The sequence below is a fragment of the Streptomyces sp. NPDC059851 genome, from assembly GCF_042732005.1.
Taxonomy (GTDB): domain Bacteria; phylum Actinomycetota; class Actinomycetes; order Streptomycetales; family Streptomycetaceae; genus Streptomyces.
Window position 1 is genome coordinate 1 of sequence record NZ_JBHWJJ010000039.1, and the last position, 18,314, is coordinate 18,314.

The following is an 18,314-nucleotide window of genomic DNA, read 5'->3' on the forward strand; positions in this document are numbered from 1 at the left end:
TCCCGTTGGTTCTTCCGCGTGTGCGCCTTGCCCTACATTGGCCAGGGCTCGCCTAATACGCCATTGTCACCGGCGGCTCGCGGGCGGTGGTCGGGGAAACCGATGTGTTGCCCGGACCAGCGCCCACGATGTTCGTCAGCGCCTCAGGATCTCGCCCAGGGATTCGCCTCCGTTCCACCACCGCTGGAAGGTCTCTCCATCGATCGTGTGGATCCTGTGGGCCTCGGCAAAGCCGCGTGTCGGCGTGGAGAAGGATCCGTTGGTGATGACAACGAGCTCGTCGATGCCCGAGCGGATCTGGTGATCAGCAAGCCGATGCAGGACCGCTGACTCAACCCGCCGCTGCGGATCGCGGTACTGCTTGCACTGAAAGCCGACGGTCCGACCGTCCGGCATGGTGGCGATCACGTCGATCCCCACATCCCCCGCTCCGCCGACGACTCCTGCCGTCGCAAACCCGTCACGGAGAACCAGGGCCGCCGCCATCGATTCGAACTCGGACGGACTGAGGGATTCCGCAGGTCGGATCGGCGCGGAGATCGCGCCCCGCTCCCGGGCTTCACGACGCCGATAGATCCTGCGCATGGTGAAGGTGGAGCAGATCGCCATCCACGACGCGAAAGCGAGCTTGAGGAGCTTGCCCGGCCGCTCTTCGAGCAGTGCCAGCCACTCTTCCTCGTATCGCTCAGCGTTCCCCTCACCCGGGATGCGCCGCGCTGCCCACCTCAGCAGCTGCTGCGCAAGATACGAGGAGACGTCACACATTTCGTTGACGAGCAGACCGAGGAAGACGGCCAGAAGCGTCTCAAGGATCATCGAGCCGCCTCCCAGCGGAACGTGAAGCCGAAGGCGGGACGGGGCGGCTGCCCGACCGCCGGCGTCGGCGTCGGCAACTGCCCCCGCCGCTCAAGCACGACAGCTCGCGCGGAGGCCATGCCGTCGGGCGTCAGCTTGTAGAACCGTCGGCGAGGGCGGCCGGGGTCGGGGTGCTCCGACTCCCAACGACTCTCCAGCCAACCGGCTTCCTCCATTCTCGCGAGGATGGGATAGATGCTGCCGGTCGGCTTGCCCGCAGCTCGCGCCACCGCGAAACCATGCAGGTCGTCGTCGGCAACCAGGAACGCTTCCATCACGTCCAACGTCGCAGACGTGATACGGAACGGATTCTTCATAGCCCTAACTCTATATATGAAGAGTTAAGGTCGTCAATGGCTCCTTGCGGCCTCGACCGAGCTGAACTGCGTTGACTGATAGCAGCGTTGGGGCGAACGAAAGCCGCCGCGTGCGCGATGCCACTGGGGCGAGCTCGGCGGCTTAACTGCTCCCGTTTGCTGAAGGTGGGCAGGATCGGGTCTCGTCAGCGAGGTCGGGGTAGCGGACGGATCTTCGCCTGCTGTTCATGCCGGTCGGCCAGGGCAGCGTTCTCCAGGGCTAGCAGGTGAAGGGCGTTCGCGTAGGCGGCCAGCCTCTTCTCCAGGTTCTGGCAGTGGGCTTGGAGGTCGGCGTGCCTGCGCTTGAGGTCAGTGTGGGCATCCGCGGTCTCGGCCAGCTTGGGCCGAGCCGCGTGATCCTGGGCGACGTGGCTCTGGAACAGGTCCTTGAGGTCGGGGTGCTGGTGGGTGAGGTGCCAGCGCTTGAGACCTGCTTCCGCGGCTAGCTGGGAGACGTTCAGGCGGCCGGCCGAGCGGGCCGGTGTGCCGGCGAACAGGCGGTTCATCGCGGCGAGGATGTCTCGCCGGACCGGATCGGTTTCCTCGTCGAGGGCGAAGCGGCTCATCCGGTGGTCGCTCCTTGCTCGTGCGTGGTGATGATCGACTCCAGGCGGGCCAGCTCGTGTCGCTCGCGGGCGAGGCGGATCGGTGGGGCGAGAGGGTCGGCAACGATTTCTGCGAGGTCTGTCGCGTGCTGCCGCAGCTGTTCGATGTCCCGGTCGGTGCGGGCGATGTTCGGGCATTTTGGGCGGCAGTCGTCGGTGTCGGGGGTGACCAGGGGGTCGTCGGCGAAGCCCCGGATCTGGCAGGCGGCAGTGGCCGGGTCGAAGACGCAGGTCATGCCTTCGCCATGGTGGATCTGCAATAGCGGGTTGGCCAGTAGGTCCCGGGCCTGGCGGTCCTTGGTCAGGACGCGCCCGGCGAACTCACGCATGCCCGCGGTAACGCGGTGGCGGTAGGTTCCCGCGGCGGGCCCGCTGACGTGTTCGCCCTCGGCTAGTTCCTGTTCGTCCTCGGCGAGGCCTTCCAGCCGGAACAGCCAGTCCTCGAAGGCGTACTCGTCTGGGAATCCTGATTCGTAGGTGCCTGCGTATCCCTGCAACATGCGGGTGTGGGCGTGTCCGTATTGGATCGCTGCGGCGATCAGGCCCCGTGGACGGCGGCGGATGAACCACGCCAGTGTCCGGCGGAAGCGGCTGGGTGCCAGTGGGCCCCGGGCGTCGTCGGGGATCACGTCGGTGCGGCCCTCGCGGCTGCAGGCGTCGTTGACCCAGACGACGAAGGCCTCGATGTCACCGGCGATCCCGCGGTCGGTGCGGGCCGCCCCGCGCCGTTTGGGGTCCTTGATGCCGCCGTGGTGGGGCTGGATCCGGTTGGGGAACAGCAGGTGGCTGGGGTGGAGCCGTTCGAGGACCTCGACCGCGCGAGCGACGGGTTCGATGACTACCCAGGGATCGGGCCGGGCCTGGCCCTCTGGAATCTTGTGCCCGTTCTCGTCCTCGGCGCCTTTGAAGTAGAGGCCTTCAATCAGCAGTAGCCCGGCCGTATCCCGGGTCAGGCAGCCGCGTCGGAGGTTCAGGACCTCGCCGACCCTGGCTCCGGAGAGGTAGGCGATCGTGATGAAGCAGGCCGTGCTCAGCAGACGGGCAAGCTGGTGGACCTCGTCGCGGTGGATCCGTTCCTTGCGCCAAGGCCGGCCGTCCAGGCAGCCGGTGATGGGGGTGTGAAGGTAAGTGTGTTCGGCAATCGGAAGGCCGGAGGCGGCGATCATGCGTCCGGTGCCGGTGTCCTTCAGAGACGAGCCGCAGTCCAGGATTGCGCTCAGGTGCCGCCACCTGATGACCAGACGGCCATCGGCCGTCCGTGTTCCCGGCAGGGCGTCGCCCTGCTCACGCAGCCGCTGAAGATAGGCGACTGCTTCTGCATGGATATCGCCCGGAGTGTGGCGCCCGAGGTTCTGCCGTCCCTCCCGGCGCCGCATCTCCGGCGTCCGGCTGTTCCATTGCAGGTCCTCGGCATGGGCGGCGAGGATGTCCTCGGCGAAGTCCTCCAGGAACCGGATCGACCACAGAAGCAGGGCCTGCATCCGTTCCTCGCCGATCCTCGCAGTGCGGTTCTCGCCGTCACCACGATTGCGGCCGAGCAGGTCGGCAGTGTCTTCGCCGCCCCAGGGCGGCGCCTCCGGCATTCGCATGCCCGGCGGCAGGATGTCACGGTGGGCCCAGAGCCTGCGGATCTCGGTGATCCGCCGGTAGCGCCGCTCGACCGGGACGTCTTCGGCCTTCAGGTGTTCGAGGTAGTCATCCAGCAACGCGGGGGTGATCTCACAGAACTCGCTCACTCCCTGGCCCGCGAACCAGAGCATCACCGCCTGCAGCGGTGCGGCGAACAGCTGCTGGATGCTGGCCATCGACTGCCTTGGCGTGCGGCTGCGGACCGCCCTGGGACTGTCGTGGTTGATCAACTGCCAGATGTAGTGCTTCACGGCCTCCCGCAGGACGGCCGGGGTGAGTGCGAAGTTCACGCTGATCGACCGCGTGTGGTCCTCGAAGACAGCCGGATTGAGGTCCCAGCGATCATCGGCGAACCGTGACAGCCTCTCGGGATCGGTGTCCGGCCGCAGATCCCGATTCACCAGGACAGGAGTGTCTGCCTCCGGCCAGAAGGTGCCCTCCGGGACCTGCTCGTGGGTCAACGTGATGCTGATGGCGGTCATCGCAGGTCGAGCTCCCGTCCGAGGAACCGGGCGGCCAGTGCTTCCTCACCAGCCCCGATCCGGCCTCTCGCATCAGCCACGACGGCACCATCGTGGCGGGCCAGCAGGTCGGCCAGTTGGGCATGCGGGCCGGCGAAACGGCGGGCCCAGTCCAGCGCGTCCATCTGCAGGCGCCGCTCGGCCAGCCGGTCGTGGATGAGCACCTGCAGCGTCAGATGGTGAGGCAGAGCCCTGGCACATTCGCAGCTGAGGCAGAGCAGGAATGACGCCGGGCAGGGCTGCCCCGCCGGAGCATGCGGGCCACCCGTGTGGTCGCTGCAGGCCGCCAGCACCGTGTCCAGCTGCCCGGCGAGCATCCGCCGCAGCGTCGCGACGTCCAGACCGTGCTCGGCTGCGACGGCCTCGGGGTCGGCCGCCGCCCGCCGGATGTCCTCCGCAGACAGGCTCGTCACCAGCCCACGAGTGCGGGCCTTGGCCACTTCCGCCTCCAGCGCGTCCGCGACGACGCGGCGGTATTCAGCGACGTTGCCGCGGTTGCGGGCCAAATAGGCGGTCGCTGCGGTCCGCTCGGTGTGGGCGACCGGCTTCTGGTGCAGCTCGATGAACGTCATCCGCAGCCGGTCCAGCCGCAGCGCCATCGGCGTCGCTTCCAACTCACGGCCGTCCTCCCCGACCTCCGGATCGTTCAACAGGCCGTGCCGACGGGCCAAGGCGTTGAACGAGAAGTGGGCCTGCTCCAGCGGGCGGATGCCTCGGCCCGTTCCCCGGCCGCCGGAAGCGAAATACCCGATCATCAGCCGGTTCCCTCCGGCCAAAGCCCGTGACCCGGCCGTCAGCTCATGCAGCAGGGCATAGAGACCGAACGGCGTGTGGAGCTCGTCCCGGGCCGAGACCTCCCCCACCGAGTCCGGGACGCTGATCCAGTCCGGGATCTGTGACAGAGCCAGGCTCATGTGGGCCCGACGGCCCCGGCGGGGCTTGCGCAGGCCGACGATGGCCGTAGCCGTGCCGCCCGCATGGCCATCCGCCCGATGATGAGCCGCCGGCGTATTCAAGATCACGCCCGCGTTCTCGCCGGTCATCACCGTAAGCAGCACCGCCGCCGCGGCAAGCTCCTCGATCGACAGATGCAGCCAGCCCACCAGCTCTTTGACCGTCCCCCGCATGTGGACCCAGGGGTGCGGCGTCAAAGAACCAGGGTTCCAACCCGCCGTGGCCACTCGCCTGGGAACGTCCGCGAACCGGTCGACGTGATCAAGGATCTGCAGGCGGCGAACCAGGTGGATGTCCTTGCCCGGAAGCAGCTCTCCCGCCCGGAAGGCCCGCAACAGTTCACGGTTCTCGCGGATCCTGGCGGCCGCCTCCCGCAACGTAGCCCGGGCAGCCTCCGCAACCCTGCGGAACTCGGCCCTGCTGTAGGAGTGGCGGGCATTGAAGAGGTGCCGCTTGGGCATCGGCCCGGCCAGCCGGGCCGCCAGAGCCTCGCTCGCTCCTTGCGCCTTCAACAGCACCCGACGCAGCTCGGCCAGGTCCATCGCTGCGCTCGCGACCAGTGACCTGCGGTGCTCGTAGAAGCCGTCGAAATGGGCTGCGGCGACCTGCTCCATCGACCTCGGCCGCCGCGGCAGCGTCGCCAGATAGCGGTCGAACAGAACCAGGATGGTGTGGCTGTTTTGGAACGAGTTGAACGAGGTCAGCCCGGCCCCGGGCGCGGTCCGGCGGACGAACGCTCCTATCAGCGCGTCTCGCAGGGCTGGGGGCGACGTCATCCGAGAGAAGTCGTAGTCACGGTGGCCGGTGCCGTCCTGATTGAAACACCGGACCATCATCTCCGCTCCCCCGCCCTCCAGCCGCCCCCGGCGAGTGCCCGACCCGCCCGGGGCCGGCAGCGACGCCCTCCGCCCGCGGCCGCTCATGCCGGAACGGCCAGAGGATCGGTGCGGACCCGGGGGTGCCCTGTGAACACCTCGGCCATGAACGTCTCCACGGGGAAGCCGTCCGCGTGCGCCAGCAGGATCTCGACTTCCAGCTGCCGAAACGGCTCCAGGTAGACGTCCTTCGTCGTCTCGACCCGACGGTGCCCCAGCATCGTCTGGACCAGATGCCAGGTGTCGCCGAACTGCTCGCGGAAGTCCGCCCGCTCCGACTCGCTCAAGTGCCCGAGCCGGGCAGCGTGCACCAGCTTCCCGATCGAGTACCACTTCAGGGCAAACGAGTGCCGCAGCATGTGCGCCCGGCAGGAGAAGTTCTTTAGACCCATCCGCCTGATCCGCCGGTTCGCGGCATCGAAGGTGTGCTCCCACCCTCGTGCGTCCCGGGGCAGCCCGTCCTCGTTCAGCCAGAGCATCAGCGGCTCCAGCCCCAGCTCCGTCTCCCGCAGCAGCCTCCGCCGCGCCTTCGCGCTGATGTCGTTCCACCGCTTGAGCTCCGTGCCCCCGCCCGGCCGCTCCAGCACCACCGAGCCGCGCTCGGCCGCCAACACCAGCCTTCGGTCCGCCAGCCGCTCGTAACGGCCTGCCGCCTGTGCCCGGCGGACTGCTGCCGCTCGTGAGCCCTCCAAGTAGGACAGCACACCCTTCAGCACGGACCGCGGCGTCCAGTAGGGATGCCCGTACCCCCCTTTGGCGCAGGCGTCCGCCAGCCTGCCCGTGAAGTACCCCCGTCTGCGGTCATAGGTCGGCAGCTCGGGCAACACCACACTCGCCCACTCTGAAATCCGCAGGCCGTTGCCGTAGAGGCCGTCGCAGAACGCGACATCGCGCTCTTCGTTCCGGCCCCGCCACCAGGGATCCACGCGGCCCGACAGATCCAGCCCACGAAGGCCCAGGTCCCTCCACCGGGTGTAACCACCCGGGTCCATCCACTTGACGTCTGCGCTCTTCACGATCCGCGGCGCATCGAAGCCCTCGAACGGATTCGCAACCCCGTAAGCCGACCGCACCCACTTATAGAACTTCTGCAGCGCGGCCAGGTCTCGCGAGAACGTGTTCGTCTGGACGCGATCGGCGTTGGCCGGATCCGTGACCCGCCAGAACACAAACTCCTCCGCGTCCTCCTCAGACGCCTCCCACCAGTTCGTGCCCAGCGCGGCCAGGAAGTTCAGCCACACAGCCACCGAGTAGGTGTAGTCCCGGACCGTCGTCTCGCCCAGGTTGCGCCACCGCGGCGACGCCAGACAGGCATTCGCCCGCAGGTCCGGGCGTCCGTCAGGTCCGATCAAGAACCGTTGCCCATCCCTGACGCCGAGCTCGCGTGCCCACGCCCTCGCGTCCGCATGCCCCGGCAGCACAGCTGCCACGTCGTCAAGCACCCGACCCAACCCGAAACGGTGCACCTGCCAGATTTCTGCGCCTGCGTCCACACACCATGAACGAGCACACGCCGCAGCAGTCACGTTATTCCCGCAATCACCACACCCGCCCACCCTCGATGAGGCGGCATGAATCAGCAGGTCAATGCAGGCATAAGGCAGCCGCCCAGAGCAACACCACTGTTGCCGAAACGGCGCTCCGCCGATATGAGACCGCTCAACCCCGCGGCGCGCTCTCGCCAGGCCAGACTATGAAGATGCCAGCGCTTCCTCCAACGCTTCCACCTGCTCGGCATCTCGAAGCTCGTCAAACTTCCGCCTCAACGCATCGGCATCGACGGGAGAAACTTCGCGCATCAGCCGGATGATGTGGGCAACCTCTTCCGCAGGCAGAAAGGCCGCAATCGCCTCGCTGAGTGCGTCCACTCTCCATTCCTCCTTCCAGAACAACTGAACTAGGCACTCAATTTCCCAGATATTCCAGCTTCTAACAGCTTCACGAATTACCCGAATCGCATCCTGATGGCGGCGACTCATCCGAAGCTTCTCGATGACCTCAATCAGCCCATGAGGGCTGTAGGTGCGCCCGATCGCGACAAGCAGATTGACTGCTTCATCTTGCCTGTCTTCTGCAAGGAGGCGCCTATGGAGGGCGACGAGGTCCTCCGGTGACAAGAAGGCCATCACACGCTTGATTTCTTCCGGGAGGGCCGCCAGTTTGTTTCGCTTCACGCTTGATCCATCGTTAGGAGCATGCGTGTCAGGAAGTGCGTGAACTAGGACCTCGGCGGCTGCGGCAGCCAGAGCCGGGTCCTTTCCAGCCGGATCAACCGCCTTGCTCCAGAGCAACAGGAACCTGCCGGCCTCAGCGTCGGGGTTGCGCGGCGGGGTGGCTTGCTGAGCCAACACGCGAACGATGGACTGGATCTTTTTCCAGCTTGACGCACCGGCAGTGCCATGCAGAATTTTGCGGATCTGCTCATAGGTTGCCGAATCCTTCGAGTCCGGATCGTCTCCAATGGCCTCGCTCACCTCTCGCAGACTAGGGCGTCCAGCAGCCCTGTAAAGCTCATGGACTGCGATCGTCATGTCACGGAGCGGACCAGGAGGCAGGACTTCCTCCGAAGGCGGATCGATCCTCTTGCGCGGCATAGCGCCCCCTGTCAAAACTCGTCAACTCGTACTCGCGAAATGTGTCCAGCGTCAATTTCCGTCAATGGTTGTCGCCGCTTTGTCACTGGACTCCCGACCTCTATTTCCATGGAAGTAGGGAGGATCCAGGCCTCCCCCAACCCGACTGGGAGGTCAGGGAGATGAGCAAGCGGAGGAACCATCGCCAGCGAACGAACTCATGCTGCTGCCCGTGCATCAAGATCTGGCAGCACATGTGCGTAGTAGGTCGGCGGGTCGCAAGCCCGCAGGGCATGGCAGCGCTGATGGTGCTGCAGACGGTCGTGATGCTGCTGACGTGGCTGGTCGGGTAAACGACCACCGGGGGTGCCGCCAACGCGAGCACCCCCTCGTCATGTCTTCAGTGTGGTCCTGGCCGGCCATCGTCGGTCGGGATCAGCTGCCGCCACGAGACTCAACGACGCACTGCAACAACAGTTACTGGATAACGAACTCCGGCGGCCCCCGACACCACCACCCAGCCCCGCTCGGCGAGCCCGGCGGCCAGGGCGTGGGCCATGTGCGCCCCGTACGGGGTGCAGGCGCGGGCGCCGACCACGGCGACCGAGCGCAACGCCCAGGTCCTCAGGTCGGGGGTGCCCCGCACCCACAGGCCGACGGGCCGGGCGTCGCCGAGGTCGTCGAGCTGGGTCGGCCACTGCGCCGATCCGGGGCAGACGAACCGGCAGCCCGCCCCGGCGGCGGCCGCCAGGTCCCGCAGGGGGTCGGCGAGCTCGGCCCGTCTGCGGTATCCGGCGAGCCGCCGCCGCCCCACGCCCCCGAGCTCCTCCGGCTCCGGGTCGGGGCCGGTCAGCAGCCTCACCAGTCCGACGGCGCCGTGCTCGCGCAGCCACCGCCCGCCGTGCTCGTCACCGGGCTCCAGCACCCGCGTCAGCGCGGCCCGGGCCACCACCTCGGGCCCGGGATCCTCCAGGACCTCCCCCGCCTCCGCCACGGGCGCACCGTCCGGCACCGGCCCCGGGACGGCGCCCTCCGCCGACCCCGGACCCCGCTGCGGGGCCGTGCCCGGGACGGGCCCCCGCGCCGCGGTCATGACCCGGCTCCCGCGGCCAGGACGGCCCCGCGGCCGATCCCGGTCCGCAGTTCCAGCGCGACGGCCACGTCCAGCGCGTCGGGCCGGTCGTTGCCCCGCAGGTCGGCCACGGTCCAGGCGACCCGCAGCACCCGGTCCAGCCCGCGGGCCGTCAGGAGGCCGCGCTCCAGGTCCCGCTCGGCCTGCGCCATCGCGCCGGGCACCGCCGGCCAGCGGGCCCGCAGCTCGTGTCCGGGGATCTCGGCGTTGAGCCGCCAGGGCGTCCCGGCCAGTCGGGCGGCTGCGCGGTCCCGGGCCTGCCGGACCCGGGCGGCGACCACCGCCGTGGCCTCCCCGCGGCCGCCGCCCCCGAGCAGCTCGGAGCGGCTGACGGGCTCGACCCCGACGCGCAGGTCCACCCGGTCCAGCAACGGCCCGGACAACCGTGCCTGGTACCGCCGGACGGCCGAGGCCGGGCACTCGCAACCGGCGCCCTGCAGCCCGTGCCGCCCGCACGGGCAGGGGTTCGCCGCGAGCACCATCAGGAACCTGGCCGGCAGCTGCACCACCCCGGCGGCCCGGGCGATGACCACCCGCCCCGATTCGAGGGGCTGGCGCAGGGCGTCGAGCGCCTTGGTGCCGAACTCGGCGGCCTCGTCGAGGAAGAGCACGCCGCGGTGGGCCAGCGAGACCGCCCCGGGCCGGGGCACGCCCGCCCCGCCGCCGACCAGCGACTGCATCGTCGCCGAATGGTGGGGCGCGCAGTAGGGGGCCCTGCTGACCAGTGGATCACCAGGCGGCAGGATCCCGGCGACCGAGTGGACGGCGGTGACCTCCAGGGAGTCCTGCCGGGTGAGCGGCGGCAGGATCCAGGGGAGCCGCTCGGCCAGCATCGTCTTGCCGGCCCCCGGGGGCCCGCTGAGGAAGAGGTGGTGGCCCCCGGAGGCGGCCACCTCCAGGGCCCGGCGCGCCGTGTGCTGCCCGGCGACGTCGCACAGGTCGGGGAAGTCCACCGCCTCTCCCGCCGCTCCCCCTCCCGGCACGACCCCGGTGCCCAGCCCGGCCCCCGGGACCAGCAGGCCCGTGGGCCCCGGGCCGGGGCCCGGCGCCCCGGTGTCGTCCGGCGGCTCCTCCTCCGGGGCCTCCCCGCCGGTGAGGACCGCGATCAGGCCGCGCAGGCTGCGTACGCCGAGCACCGAGACGTCCGGGACCAACCGGGCCTCGGCGGCACAGGGCTGCGGAACGACCACGCTGCGGTAGCCGGCCTCCGCCGCGGCGAGGACCGAGGGCAGGACCCCCGGCACCGGGCGGACCCGGCCGTCCAGGCCCAGTTCCCCGACGAGCACCAGATCGGCGATGACCGCCGGATCGACCACCTCGGCGGCACCCAACACGGCCGCAGCCACTGCCAGGTCGAAGCCGGCCCCGGATTTCGGCACCGAGGCGGGGCTGAGCCCGACCGTGAGTTTCTTCTGCGGCCAGGCGGCACCCGAGTTCACGACCGCCGCCCGGACCCGGTCCCGGCTCTCGACGAGGGTCTTGTCCGGCAGCCCCACCAGCGTGAACGCCGCGACACCGGGCTCCAGGTCGGCCTGGACCTCCACCACCACGCCCTCGACGCCCACCAGGGCGACCGAGCAGGCCCGTGCGAAGCCCATCACGCCACCCCCCGGACGTGCTCCACCACCGGGGCGCCGCGCCGCGGCAGCAGGACCCCCACCAGGTCGATGCGCACCCCGCCCGGGGGCGGCCCGCCGTGGTCGGTGAGCCAGCGGCCGGCGAGCCGGCGCAGCCGCTCGGCCTTGCCGGGCCGGACCGCGGCCATGGGGTGCTCGAAGCACCCCTCCCGCCGCGTCTTGACCTCGCACACGACGAGGGCGTCACCGTCCCGCGCGACGATGTCGATCTCGCCGCCCCGGCACCGCCAGTTCCGTGCGATGACCGTCATGCCGGCCTCGGCGAGCCGCCGCGCCGCCAGGTCCTCTCCGTACCGCCCCAGCGCCTGCCGGGCCACGTCCTTCGTGCTCATCGGGCACCACCTCCGGGCCCGACGATCCCGCGGACCCGCCCCCACCGTGGATCTTGGTGGACGGCGGGGCCGTTGTGGACGACCCGCTCACCCCCGAGGGTGAGGGATCAGCTGCCCGGGAGTTCGAGGTCGGTCTTGTTGAGCTCCTCGATGTTCACGTCCTTGAAGGTCAGCACCCGCACCTGCTTGACGAAGCGGGCCGGCCGGTACATGTCCCACACCCAGGCGTCGGCCATCGTGACTTCGAAGAACACCTCTCCCTGAACCGAATGCACCTGCATCTCGTAGTCGTTCGTGAGGTAGAAGCGGCGTTCCGTCTCGATCACGTACTTGAACAGCCCGACGACGTCGCGGTACTCCCGATAGAGCTTCAGCTCCATCTCGGTCTCGTACTTCTCGAGGTCCTCGGCGCTCATGGCATGTTCCCCTTCAGCCGTGCGTTCCCCTATTGTGCGGCAGTCCGGGGCGGCGCTAGACGATTTCCGGCGCCAGCTCCACCGGCGTGGCCGGGGGACCCTCGTCCAGCAGCGTCCGCAGCAGCTCGGCCAGCCTGGTCGGATACACCGTCTCGCGGGCCGCGAGCAGCTCCTGCGGCGTCCACCACCGCGCCCCGCTGAGGCTGCGCCGCTCCAGCTCGGTGAGTCCGTGCAGCCGCGGCTCGGTCCCGGTCCGTGCGGTCCGCGCCAGGTAGTACCACTCGTCCTGGTCCCAGCGCCGCCCGTCGAACGGGAAGGAGCAGTACCGGCGCCACAGCACCGGCCCCAGTTCCACCTCGGTGATCCCGGTCTCCTCGGCGAGTTCCCGCAGCGCGGCCTGCTCCCGGCTCTCTCCGCCCTCCAGACCGCCGCCCGGGGTGAACCACCAGTCGACCGACGGTTCGTCCGGCTCGAAGCCGTGCAGCAGCAGGATCCGGTCCTCGGGGTCCAGCAGGATCACCCGGGACACCTTGCGCGGGCCGTCCGCGGCCCGGTCAGTCGTCACCGGCGGTCCCCTGCCTCCGGCCTCGCCCCAGGAGCCGTACGAGCGGCCCGTACGCGGCCCCCAGCACCACCAGTGCGGCCCCGACGGCGACGGCGGCGAGCTGGAGCCGCAGCGGCCCCGGCTCCGACGTCCCGCCGGGCAGGGCGGCGTACCCTTCCGGCCGCTCGACCATCGTCATGGAGGGCCAGGCCAGGGCGTCGACGCGACCGCTGACGGCCGAGCGGGACACCGTGCCCTGGCCGGCCTCCTGGAGGTGGGACCGGGAGTCGATCGAATTGGAGCGCTGGTCGCCGAGCAGGAAGAGGTTGCCCTCGGGCACGGTCACCTCGAACGGGGTGCCCCCCGGGGAGGCGGGCCCCGCGCCCTCCACCGTCACGGGCTCGCCGCGGTGGACGTAGGGCTCGTCGAGCTCCTTGCCGTTCACGCTGAGCCGGCCGCCCTCCCCGCAGCACTTCACGGTGTCGCCGCCGATGCCGACGACCCGCTTGACCATGGGGGAGTCGCTCCACATGGCATCAGTAAAGATGACGATGTCGCCGCGCCGCACCTCGCCGCCGTCGATCCGCTGCGCGAGCACCCGGTCACCGGGCTTCACCGTCGGCATCATCGAGTCGGTCGGCACCGTGTAGGGCTGGTAGAGCAGGGCGGCCCACACGAAGCCCCCCAGGAACAGCACGAAGCCGACGGCCACGGCGATCCCGGACAACACGTTGCCGACACCGCCGCGGCCGTCACCGCCCCTGCGTATTACCCGTGTACCGCTCGTCTGCGTTCCGCCCATAGCAGCGCCCCCACATCCGGGATCGACGACCCTGGGCGGCACCCTACCTGCCGGTAGTCCCGCTGGTCAGCCTCTGCCGACGCCACAGGACGACCGGCACGGCTCCGGCGAGGCCCAGGGCGGCCGGACCGGCGCCGATCGCCTTGGCCGCGGCCTTGTCCCCGATGCCCGGCTGGTCGAAGGTGTCCGGCACCGGCAGGGTGGACCAACGGGTGACCGGCCACGCCACGACCACGGCCCGTCCGACGACCTTGTCGACCGGCACGAAACCCTGGGTGGAGTCCTGCATGTGGTAGCGGGAGTCCTGCGAGTTCTGGCGGTGGTCGCCCATCACCCAGATCTTGCCCTCGGGCACGTTCAGCGGGCCGAACGGGGCGTCGTCGCACGGGGTGTTCCCGGGGAAGACGTACGGTTCGTCGAGCGGCTTGCCGTTGACGACGACCGGTCCCCCCTTCTTGCACTCGACCGTGTCCCCACCGACCGCGATGACCCGCTTGATCAGGTCCTTCTCGTCCGCGGACGGCATCAGCCCGATCTTGCTGAGGATCGTCTGCAGGAAGTTGGGCTCCGGGGTGGGCTCGCCGGCCAGCCAGTTCGCCGGGTCGTGGAAGACCACGACCTCTCCACGCTGGGGCTCCGAACCGAACCACGGGGTCAGCTTGTCCACGAGCACCCGGTCGCCGCGCTGCAGGGTGTTCTGCATCGAGTCGGACGGGATCGAGAACGCCTGCACCAGGAAGGTCTTGATCAGGAGGGCGAGCAGCAGGGCGATGCCGACGAGGAGCGGGAGCTCCTTCCAGAACGAGCGCTGCGGGCGCTCCTCCGCGCCGTCCTCGGCGTCCTCCGCCTCGCGGGCCTCGCGCTCGGCATCGCGCTGGATGCCGTCCGGCCGCTCCTCGCCCTCATCGCGTCCGGACCGCGCGCCTACCGCCACGTCCCCCACATCCACTCCTCACTCGGATTCGCTGCCCGCGCCGGGTACGGCAACGGGTCCTCCCCTCCCTTAACGAGCGGGAGTTCCCTAGGGCGCGGGAGACCCAGGACACACTATGCGACGGGCGGGCCTCCGCGGCGCCCCCGGCGGCCGCGTCGCCCGCTGCGTTGCTGATCGGGCACCATGCTGAAGGTCGCGGGCTGTTCCAGCTTCCGCCAGTGGTCGAACGGCCATGCGATGACCACGGCTTCCCCGACGACGCCCTTCTCGTCGATCGTGCCCTGGAACGGCTCGTCGAGGTGGAAGCGGGAATCGGCCGAATTCGCCCGGTGGTCGCCCATGACGAAGAGCCGCCCGGGCGGCACCTGCACCTCGAAGCGGATCTCGGAGGGCGAGTTCCCGGGGTTCACGTACGGCTCGTCGAGCGGCGTCCCGTTGACGGTGACGCGACCCTTGGCGTCGCAGCACATGACGGTGTCGCCGCCGATGGCGATGACCCGCTTGATCAGGTCCTGTTCGTCGGCCGAGGGCAGCAGGCCGATGAACGTGAGGGTCTGCTTGATCTGCTTGATGCCGACCGGATCGCGCGGCGGGCGCGCCGCCTCGCCCTTCAGCCAGCCCCCCGGGTCCTTGAACACGACGACGTCACCGCGTTCTATCGGCGAGCCGAACCACGGGGTCAGTTTGTCGACGAGGACCCGGTCGCCGATCCGGATGGTCTGCTCCATGGACCCGGACGGGATGAAGAACGCCTGGACCAGGAAGGTCTTCAACAGCAGCGCGATGCACAGTGCCGCGACCACCAGGAGCGGAAGCTCGCCCGCCCGGCGCGTGCGCCTGCGCCTGCGGATCCGGCGGGCCAGCCGCCGCCGCTCGGCCCGGCCGCCGCCCTCCGGTCCGGCGGCGGGCGCGGCGGCCCGTTTGCGGGTCCGCGTCTTGGGCTCCGGCTCCGGCTCCGGCGCACGGCCGCGGCGCGGCCTCTCGGCCCGCCGTTGTTCGGCGCGGCCACCGCCGCCCGCCCCACCGCCGCGCGCGCGCTCGCCGCGCGCCCCCTCGCCGCGCGCCCGGTCGACGCGTAGGCCGTCGTCGCGCAGCAGGTCGGCGGCGCTGACCCGGTCGCTGCGGGCCCGCCCGCCGCGGGGTCGTCCGCGGCTACCCATGGCCACCGCCCGCCGTACCGCCGCCGCGTGGTCCCGTCGCACCCCAGCGCGAGACCGGCCAGCCGATCCAGTCGGCCCGCCCGATCACCTTCTCCACCGGCACCATCCCCCCGCCGGGCTCGCCCAGGTGGTCCCGCGAGTCCCGGGACTGGGACCGGTGGTCGCCCATGACCCACAGGGTTCCCAGCGGCACCACGATCCGGAACGGGACCTTCGACGCCGTGTCGCCCGGGTAGAGGTACCGCTCGTCCACCGGCACCCCGTTGACCTTGAGCCGTCCGTCGGCACCGCAGCACACCACGTCGTCACCGCCGACCCCGACGACCCGTTTGACGAAGTCCGTCTCGGACGGCTCGCCGATGCCGAGGGCGGAAGCCGCCCCCCGCACGAGCCCGGCGACGGGGTTGCCCACCGGCGGCTCCTGCACGAAGGAGCCGGTGCCGTCGAACACCACCACGTCCCCGCGCTGCGGCTGGTCGCCGAAACGGTACGCCAGCTTGTTGACCAGGACCCGGTCCCCGACCTGCAGCGTCGGCTCCATCGACTTGCTCGGGATGAGGAAGGGCTGCACCACGAAGTTGCTGAGCAGCAGCAGGAAGGCGGCGCACAGCACCCCGAGGACCGCGGCGCCCCGCCAGGACGGCAGCGCCCGCAGGCCCCACCGGGCGAAACTGCGGACCGAACCCCGAAAAGCAGAACGCGGCCGCCCCTCCCCCGTGCCGGGGGCGGAGTGGCCGCGTCGTGTGAGCTCTGCTTCGGTGTCCATTGGAGGGGAGCCTATCGGGCCTCCCCCTGGATCCGGAGAGGAGATCAGCGGTCGCGCTTCTCCTTGATCTTCGCGGCCTTGCCGCGGAGCTCACGGAGGTAGTACAGCTTGGCGCGACGCACGTCACCGCGGGTGACGACCTCGATCTTCTCGAAGATCGGGGAGTTCACCGGGAAGGTGCGCTCGACACCGACGCTGAAGGAGACCTTGCGAACGGTGAAGGTCTCGGAGACGCCGGCACCCTGGCGGCGGATGACGACACCCTTGAACTGCTGGATGCGGGAGCGGTTGCCCTCGATGACGCGGACGTGGACGTTGACGGTGTCACCCGGGCGGAAGTCCGGGACGTCCGAGCGCAGCGTGGCGGCGTTGACGCCGTCGAGCAGGTGGGACATGTTCTTCGTCTGCTTTCTTCGCACGACGCCACAGGTCGCCGGTGCGGGTCTTCGTAGAGAATTCGGGAGCCGTGCCACCCGCCGTACGACTGTCCCCCTGTGGCAGGGGCGCACGCGAGCACACAGCAGCCGCTCATTCTTCCACGGCTGGGGGCCTGCGCCAAAATCGGCCGTCGGCGGTCGGCTGCCAGCCCATGATGCTGAGCAGTTCCCGGTCCTTCTTGTCGTACGCGGACGCCTCGCAGCGCTCGATCAGGTCCGGCCGGTTCTGCGCGGTCCGGCGCAGCGCCTCGTCGCGGCGCCAGCGGGCGATCTTGCCGTGGTGGCCGCTGAGGAGCACGTCCGGGATGCCGCGGCCGCGCCACACGGGTGGCTTGGTGTAGACGGGCCCCTCCAGCAGGTTCTCCATCTCGCCGGAGGCGAAGGAGTCGTCGCGGTGCGATTCGGCGTTGCCGAGGACGCCGGGCAGCAGCCGGGCCACGGCCTCGGTGATCACGAGCACCGCGGCCTCGCCGCCCGCCAGCACGTAGTCGCCGATGGAGACCTCGTAGACCGGCATGCGCGTGGCGTACTCGTCCATGACGCGGCGGTCGATGCCCTCGTAGCGCGCGGGGGTGAAGAGGAGCCAGGGCCGCTCGGAGAGCTCGACGGCCAGTTCCTGGGTGAACGGCCGTCCGCTGGGCGTGGGCACGACGAGGACGGGCCCGTGGGCGCCGGTCTCGTACCCGTCGGCAAGGGCCTCGTCGAGGGCCTCGCCCCAAGGTCCGGTCTTCATCACCATGCCGGGACCGCCGCCGTAGGGGGTGTCGTCGACGGTGTTGTGCCGGTCGTAGGTCCACCCGCGCAGGTCGTGGACGTGTACGTCGAGCTGTCCGCGGGCCCGCGCCTTGCCGACGAGGGAGACGTTCAGCGGCTCCAGGTACTCGGGGAAGATCGTGACGACGTCGAGCCGCATCAGGCCTCTTCCCCGTTGTCGCGGGAGGAGACGATTTCGGCGCGGTCGTCGATCAGCCCGGGCGGCGGGGTGATGACGCAGCGCTGCTCCTCCAGGTCGATCTCCGCGACGATCTCCTCGACGAAGGGGATCATCACCTCGGAGCCGTCCGGGCGCTCGACGATGAACAGGTCCTGCGAGGGCAGGTGGCTGATCTCGCTGATCCGGCCGATCTCGGTGCCGTCCTCCAGGACGACGTCCAGGTCGATCAGCTGGTGGTCGTAGTACTCGTCGGGCTCCTCGGGCAGCTCCGCCGGGTCCACCTCGGCGATCAGCAGGGTGTTGCGCAGCGCCTCGGCGCCGTTGCGGTCCTTGACGCCCTCGAACCGCAGCAGGAGCCGCCCGCTGTGCACCCGGCCCGTCTCGATGGTCAGCGGACCCGTGGAAGCCGGCTCCGTCAGCAGGACGGAACCGGGGGCGAGCCGCAGCTCCGGCTCGTCGGTCCGCACCTCGACGGTGACCTCACCCTTGATCCCGTGGGCGCGGCCGATCCGCGCGACTACCAGCTGCACTGTGTGTCTCTCCTGTCCAGACGACGACGGGCCGGGGAGGGCACGCGTGCCCTCCCCGGCCCGTGCCGGTGATTCAACTGCTCAGCGGACGTGGTCCACGTCGACGAGGTCGACGCGGATGCCGCGGCCACCGATGGCGCCCACGACGGTACGCAGGGCACGTGCGGTGCGGCCGTTGCGGCCGATCACCTTCCCGAGGTCGTCCGGGTGGACCCGGACCTCGAGCACCTGCCCGCGCCGCAGGTTGCGCGAGGCGACCTGCACGTCGTCGGGGTTGTCCACAATGCCCTTTACGAGGTGCTCAAGAGCCTCCTCGAGCATG

19 protein-coding genes and 1 pseudogene are annotated in these 18,314 nt (G+C 70.0%); all 20 read right to left on the reverse strand.

Going from position 1 to position 18,314, the window contains the following annotated elements; genetic code table 11:
* Positions 1-135: 135 nt before the first annotated feature.
* The 20 genes and pseudogenes from ACFV7Q_RS16140 to ACFV7Q_RS16235 all read right to left on the reverse strand — a co-directional run bounded on the left by ACFV7Q_RS16140 (position 136) and on the right by ACFV7Q_RS16235 (position 18,313).
* Positions 136-816 (reverse strand): restriction endonuclease, encoded by a 681-nt coding sequence (locus ACFV7Q_RS16140; RefSeq protein ID WP_385428819.1) that lies wholly within the window; start codon positions 814-816, stop codon positions 136-138.
* Positions 813-1,172: a PadR family transcriptional regulator gene (locus ACFV7Q_RS16145; protein ID WP_385428821.1), complete on the reverse strand. Its 360-nt coding sequence runs from the start codon at positions 1,170-1,172 to the stop codon at positions 813-815. Before ACFV7Q_RS16145 ends, ACFV7Q_RS16140 begins: the two co-directional genes overlap by 4 nt.
* A gap of 185 nt (positions 1,173-1,357) precedes the next feature.
* Positions 1,358-1,777: a hypothetical protein gene (locus ACFV7Q_RS16150; protein WP_385428823.1), complete on the reverse strand. Its 420-nt coding sequence runs from the start codon at positions 1,775-1,777 to the stop codon at positions 1,358-1,360.
* Positions 1,774-3,927: a hypothetical protein gene (locus ACFV7Q_RS16155; RefSeq protein WP_385428825.1), complete on the reverse strand. Its 2,154-nt coding sequence runs from the start codon at positions 3,925-3,927 to the stop codon at positions 1,774-1,776. The genes ACFV7Q_RS16150 and ACFV7Q_RS16155 overlap by 4 nt, the downstream gene beginning before the upstream one ends.
* Positions 3,924-5,756 (reverse strand): hypothetical protein, encoded by a 1,833-nt coding sequence (locus tag ACFV7Q_RS16160; protein WP_385428827.1) that lies wholly within the window; start codon positions 5,754-5,756, stop codon positions 3,924-3,926. The genes ACFV7Q_RS16155 and ACFV7Q_RS16160 overlap by 4 nt, the downstream gene beginning before the upstream one ends.
* Positions 5,757-5,839: 83 nt before the next feature.
* Positions 5,840-7,237: a site-specific integrase gene (locus ACFV7Q_RS16165; RefSeq protein ID WP_385428828.1), complete on the reverse strand. Its 1,398-nt coding sequence runs from the start codon at positions 7,235-7,237 to the stop codon at positions 5,840-5,842.
* 249 nt (positions 7,238-7,486) lie between these two features.
* Positions 7,487-8,269: a hypothetical protein gene (locus tag ACFV7Q_RS16170; RefSeq protein ID WP_385428829.1), complete on the reverse strand. Its 783-nt coding sequence runs from the start codon at positions 8,267-8,269 to the stop codon at positions 7,487-7,489.
* A 595-nt stretch (positions 8,270-8,864) separates the two neighbouring features.
* Positions 8,865-9,461 (reverse strand): annotated as a pseudogene (locus ACFV7Q_RS16175) (DNA-processing protein DprA); the annotation flags it as partial.
* A complete protein-coding gene (locus ACFV7Q_RS16180) occupies positions 9,458-11,098 on the reverse strand; it encodes a YifB family Mg chelatase-like AAA ATPase (protein WP_385428830.1) in 1,641 nt (546 codons plus the stop codon). The gene ACFV7Q_RS16180 and the pseudogene ACFV7Q_RS16175, both read right to left, overlap by 4 nt.
* On the reverse strand, positions 11,098-11,469 hold the full coding sequence (locus tag ACFV7Q_RS16185; protein ID WP_385428832.1) for a YraN family protein: 372 nt from the start codon (positions 11,467-11,469) through the stop codon (positions 11,098-11,100). The genes ACFV7Q_RS16180 and ACFV7Q_RS16185 overlap by 1 nt, the downstream gene beginning before the upstream one ends.
* Positions 11,470-11,576: 107 nt before the next feature.
* On the reverse strand, positions 11,577-11,885 hold the full coding sequence (locus ACFV7Q_RS16190) for a DUF2469 domain-containing protein (RefSeq protein WP_179178094.1): 309 nt from the start codon (positions 11,883-11,885) through the stop codon (positions 11,577-11,579).
* Positions 11,886-11,940: 55 nt separating this feature from the next.
* Positions 11,941-12,450, reverse strand: coding sequence for an NUDIX hydrolase (locus tag ACFV7Q_RS16195; protein WP_385428834.1), 510 nt, complete (start codon positions 12,448-12,450; stop codon positions 11,941-11,943).
* A complete protein-coding gene (lepB, locus tag ACFV7Q_RS16200) occupies positions 12,440-13,231 on the reverse strand; it encodes a signal peptidase I (RefSeq protein ID WP_385428836.1) in 792 nt (263 codons plus the stop codon). The genes ACFV7Q_RS16195 and lepB (ACFV7Q_RS16200) overlap by 11 nt, the downstream gene beginning before the upstream one ends.
* 43 nt (positions 13,232-13,274) lie before the next feature.
* Positions 13,275-14,165, reverse strand: a complete 891-nt coding sequence (lepB, locus tag ACFV7Q_RS16205) for a signal peptidase I (RefSeq protein ID WP_385428837.1) — start codon at positions 14,163-14,165, stop codon at positions 13,275-13,277.
* A 113-nt stretch (positions 14,166-14,278) separates the two neighbouring features.
* Complete coding sequence (lepB, locus tag ACFV7Q_RS16210) at positions 14,279-15,325, reverse strand: signal peptidase I (protein ID WP_385428839.1); 1,047 nt, start codon at positions 15,323-15,325, stop codon at positions 14,279-14,281.
* Entirely contained in the window at positions 15,318-16,091 is a 774-nt protein-coding gene (gene lepB, locus ACFV7Q_RS16215) for a signal peptidase I (RefSeq protein WP_385428841.1), read from the reverse strand. The genes lepB (ACFV7Q_RS16210) and lepB (ACFV7Q_RS16215) overlap by 8 nt, the downstream gene beginning before the upstream one ends.
* A gap of 44 nt (positions 16,092-16,135) precedes the next feature.
* Positions 16,136-16,486 carry a 50S ribosomal protein L19 gene (gene rplS, locus ACFV7Q_RS16220; RefSeq protein WP_385428843.1) on the reverse strand — a complete coding sequence of 117 codons (351 nt, stop codon included), beginning with the start codon at positions 16,484-16,486 and terminating at the stop codon, positions 16,136-16,138.
* A 133-nt stretch (positions 16,487-16,619) separates the two neighbouring features.
* Positions 16,620-17,441 (reverse strand): tRNA (guanosine(37)-N1)-methyltransferase TrmD, encoded by an 822-nt coding sequence (gene trmD / locus ACFV7Q_RS16225; protein ID WP_385428845.1) that lies wholly within the window; start codon positions 17,439-17,441, stop codon positions 16,620-16,622.
* Complete coding sequence (gene rimM, locus ACFV7Q_RS16230) at positions 17,441-17,992, reverse strand: ribosome maturation factor RimM (protein ID WP_385428847.1); 552 nt, start codon at positions 17,990-17,992, stop codon at positions 17,441-17,443. The genes trmD and rimM overlap by 1 nt, the downstream gene beginning before the upstream one ends.
* An 81-nt stretch (positions 17,993-18,073) precedes the next feature.
* The gene (locus ACFV7Q_RS16235; RefSeq protein ID WP_031107040.1) at positions 18,074-18,313 is read right to left on the reverse strand and encodes an RNA-binding protein; all 240 of its coding nucleotides are present in this window, start codon (positions 18,311-18,313) and stop codon (positions 18,074-18,076) included.
* Position 18,314 lies beyond the last annotated feature (1 nt).

What these genes read in the sequence shown, in the direction of transcription:
- ACFV7Q_RS16140 (WP_385428819.1), bottom strand. Translation starts at nt 816, where the DNA reads ATGATCCTTGAGACGCTTCTGGCCGTCTTCCTCGGTCTGCTCGTCAAC.
- ACFV7Q_RS16145 (WP_385428821.1), bottom strand. Translation starts at nt 1,172, where the DNA reads ATGAAGAATCCGTTCCGTATCACGTCTGCGACGTTGGACGTGATGGAA.
- ACFV7Q_RS16150 (WP_385428823.1), bottom strand. Translation starts at nt 1,777, where the DNA reads ATGAGCCGCTTCGCCCTCGACGAGGAAACCGATCCGGTCCGGCGAGAC.
- ACFV7Q_RS16155 (WP_385428825.1), bottom strand. Translation starts at nt 3,927, where the DNA reads ATGACCGCCATCAGCATCACGTTGACCCACGAGCAGGTCCCGGAGGGC.
- ACFV7Q_RS16160 (WP_385428827.1), bottom strand. Translation starts at nt 5,756, where the DNA reads ATGATGGTCCGGTGTTTCAATCAGGACGGCACCGGCCACCGTGACTAC.
- ACFV7Q_RS16180 (WP_385428830.1), bottom strand. Translation starts at nt 11,098, where the DNA reads ATGGGCTTCGCACGGGCCTGCTCGGTCGCCCTGGTGGGCGTCGAGGGC.
- ACFV7Q_RS16185 (WP_385428832.1), bottom strand. Translation starts at nt 11,469, where the DNA reads ATGAGCACGAAGGACGTGGCCCGGCAGGCGCTGGGGCGGTACGGAGAG.
- ACFV7Q_RS16190 (WP_179178094.1), bottom strand. Translation starts at nt 11,885, where the DNA reads ATGAGCGCCGAGGACCTCGAGAAGTACGAGACCGAGATGGAGCTGAAG.
- lepB (WP_385428836.1), bottom strand. Translation starts at nt 13,231, where the DNA reads ATGGGCGGAACGCAGACGAGCGGTACACGGGTAATACGCAGGGGCGGT.
- lepB (WP_385428839.1), bottom strand. Translation starts at nt 15,325, where the DNA reads ATGGGTAGCCGCGGACGACCCCGCGGCGGGCGGGCCCGCAGCGACCGG.
- lepB (WP_385428841.1), bottom strand. Translation starts at nt 16,091, where the DNA reads ATGGACACCGAAGCAGAGCTCACACGACGCGGCCACTCCGCCCCCGGC.
- rplS (WP_385428843.1), bottom strand. Translation starts at nt 16,486, where the DNA reads ATGTCCCACCTGCTCGACGGCGTCAACGCCGCCACGCTGCGCTCGGAC.
- trmD (WP_385428845.1), bottom strand. Translation starts at nt 17,441, where the DNA reads ATGCGGCTCGACGTCGTCACGATCTTCCCCGAGTACCTGGAGCCGCTG.
- ACFV7Q_RS16235 (WP_031107040.1), bottom strand. Translation starts at nt 18,313, where the DNA reads ATGCTCGAGGAGGCTCTTGAGCACCTCGTAAAGGGCATTGTGGACAAC.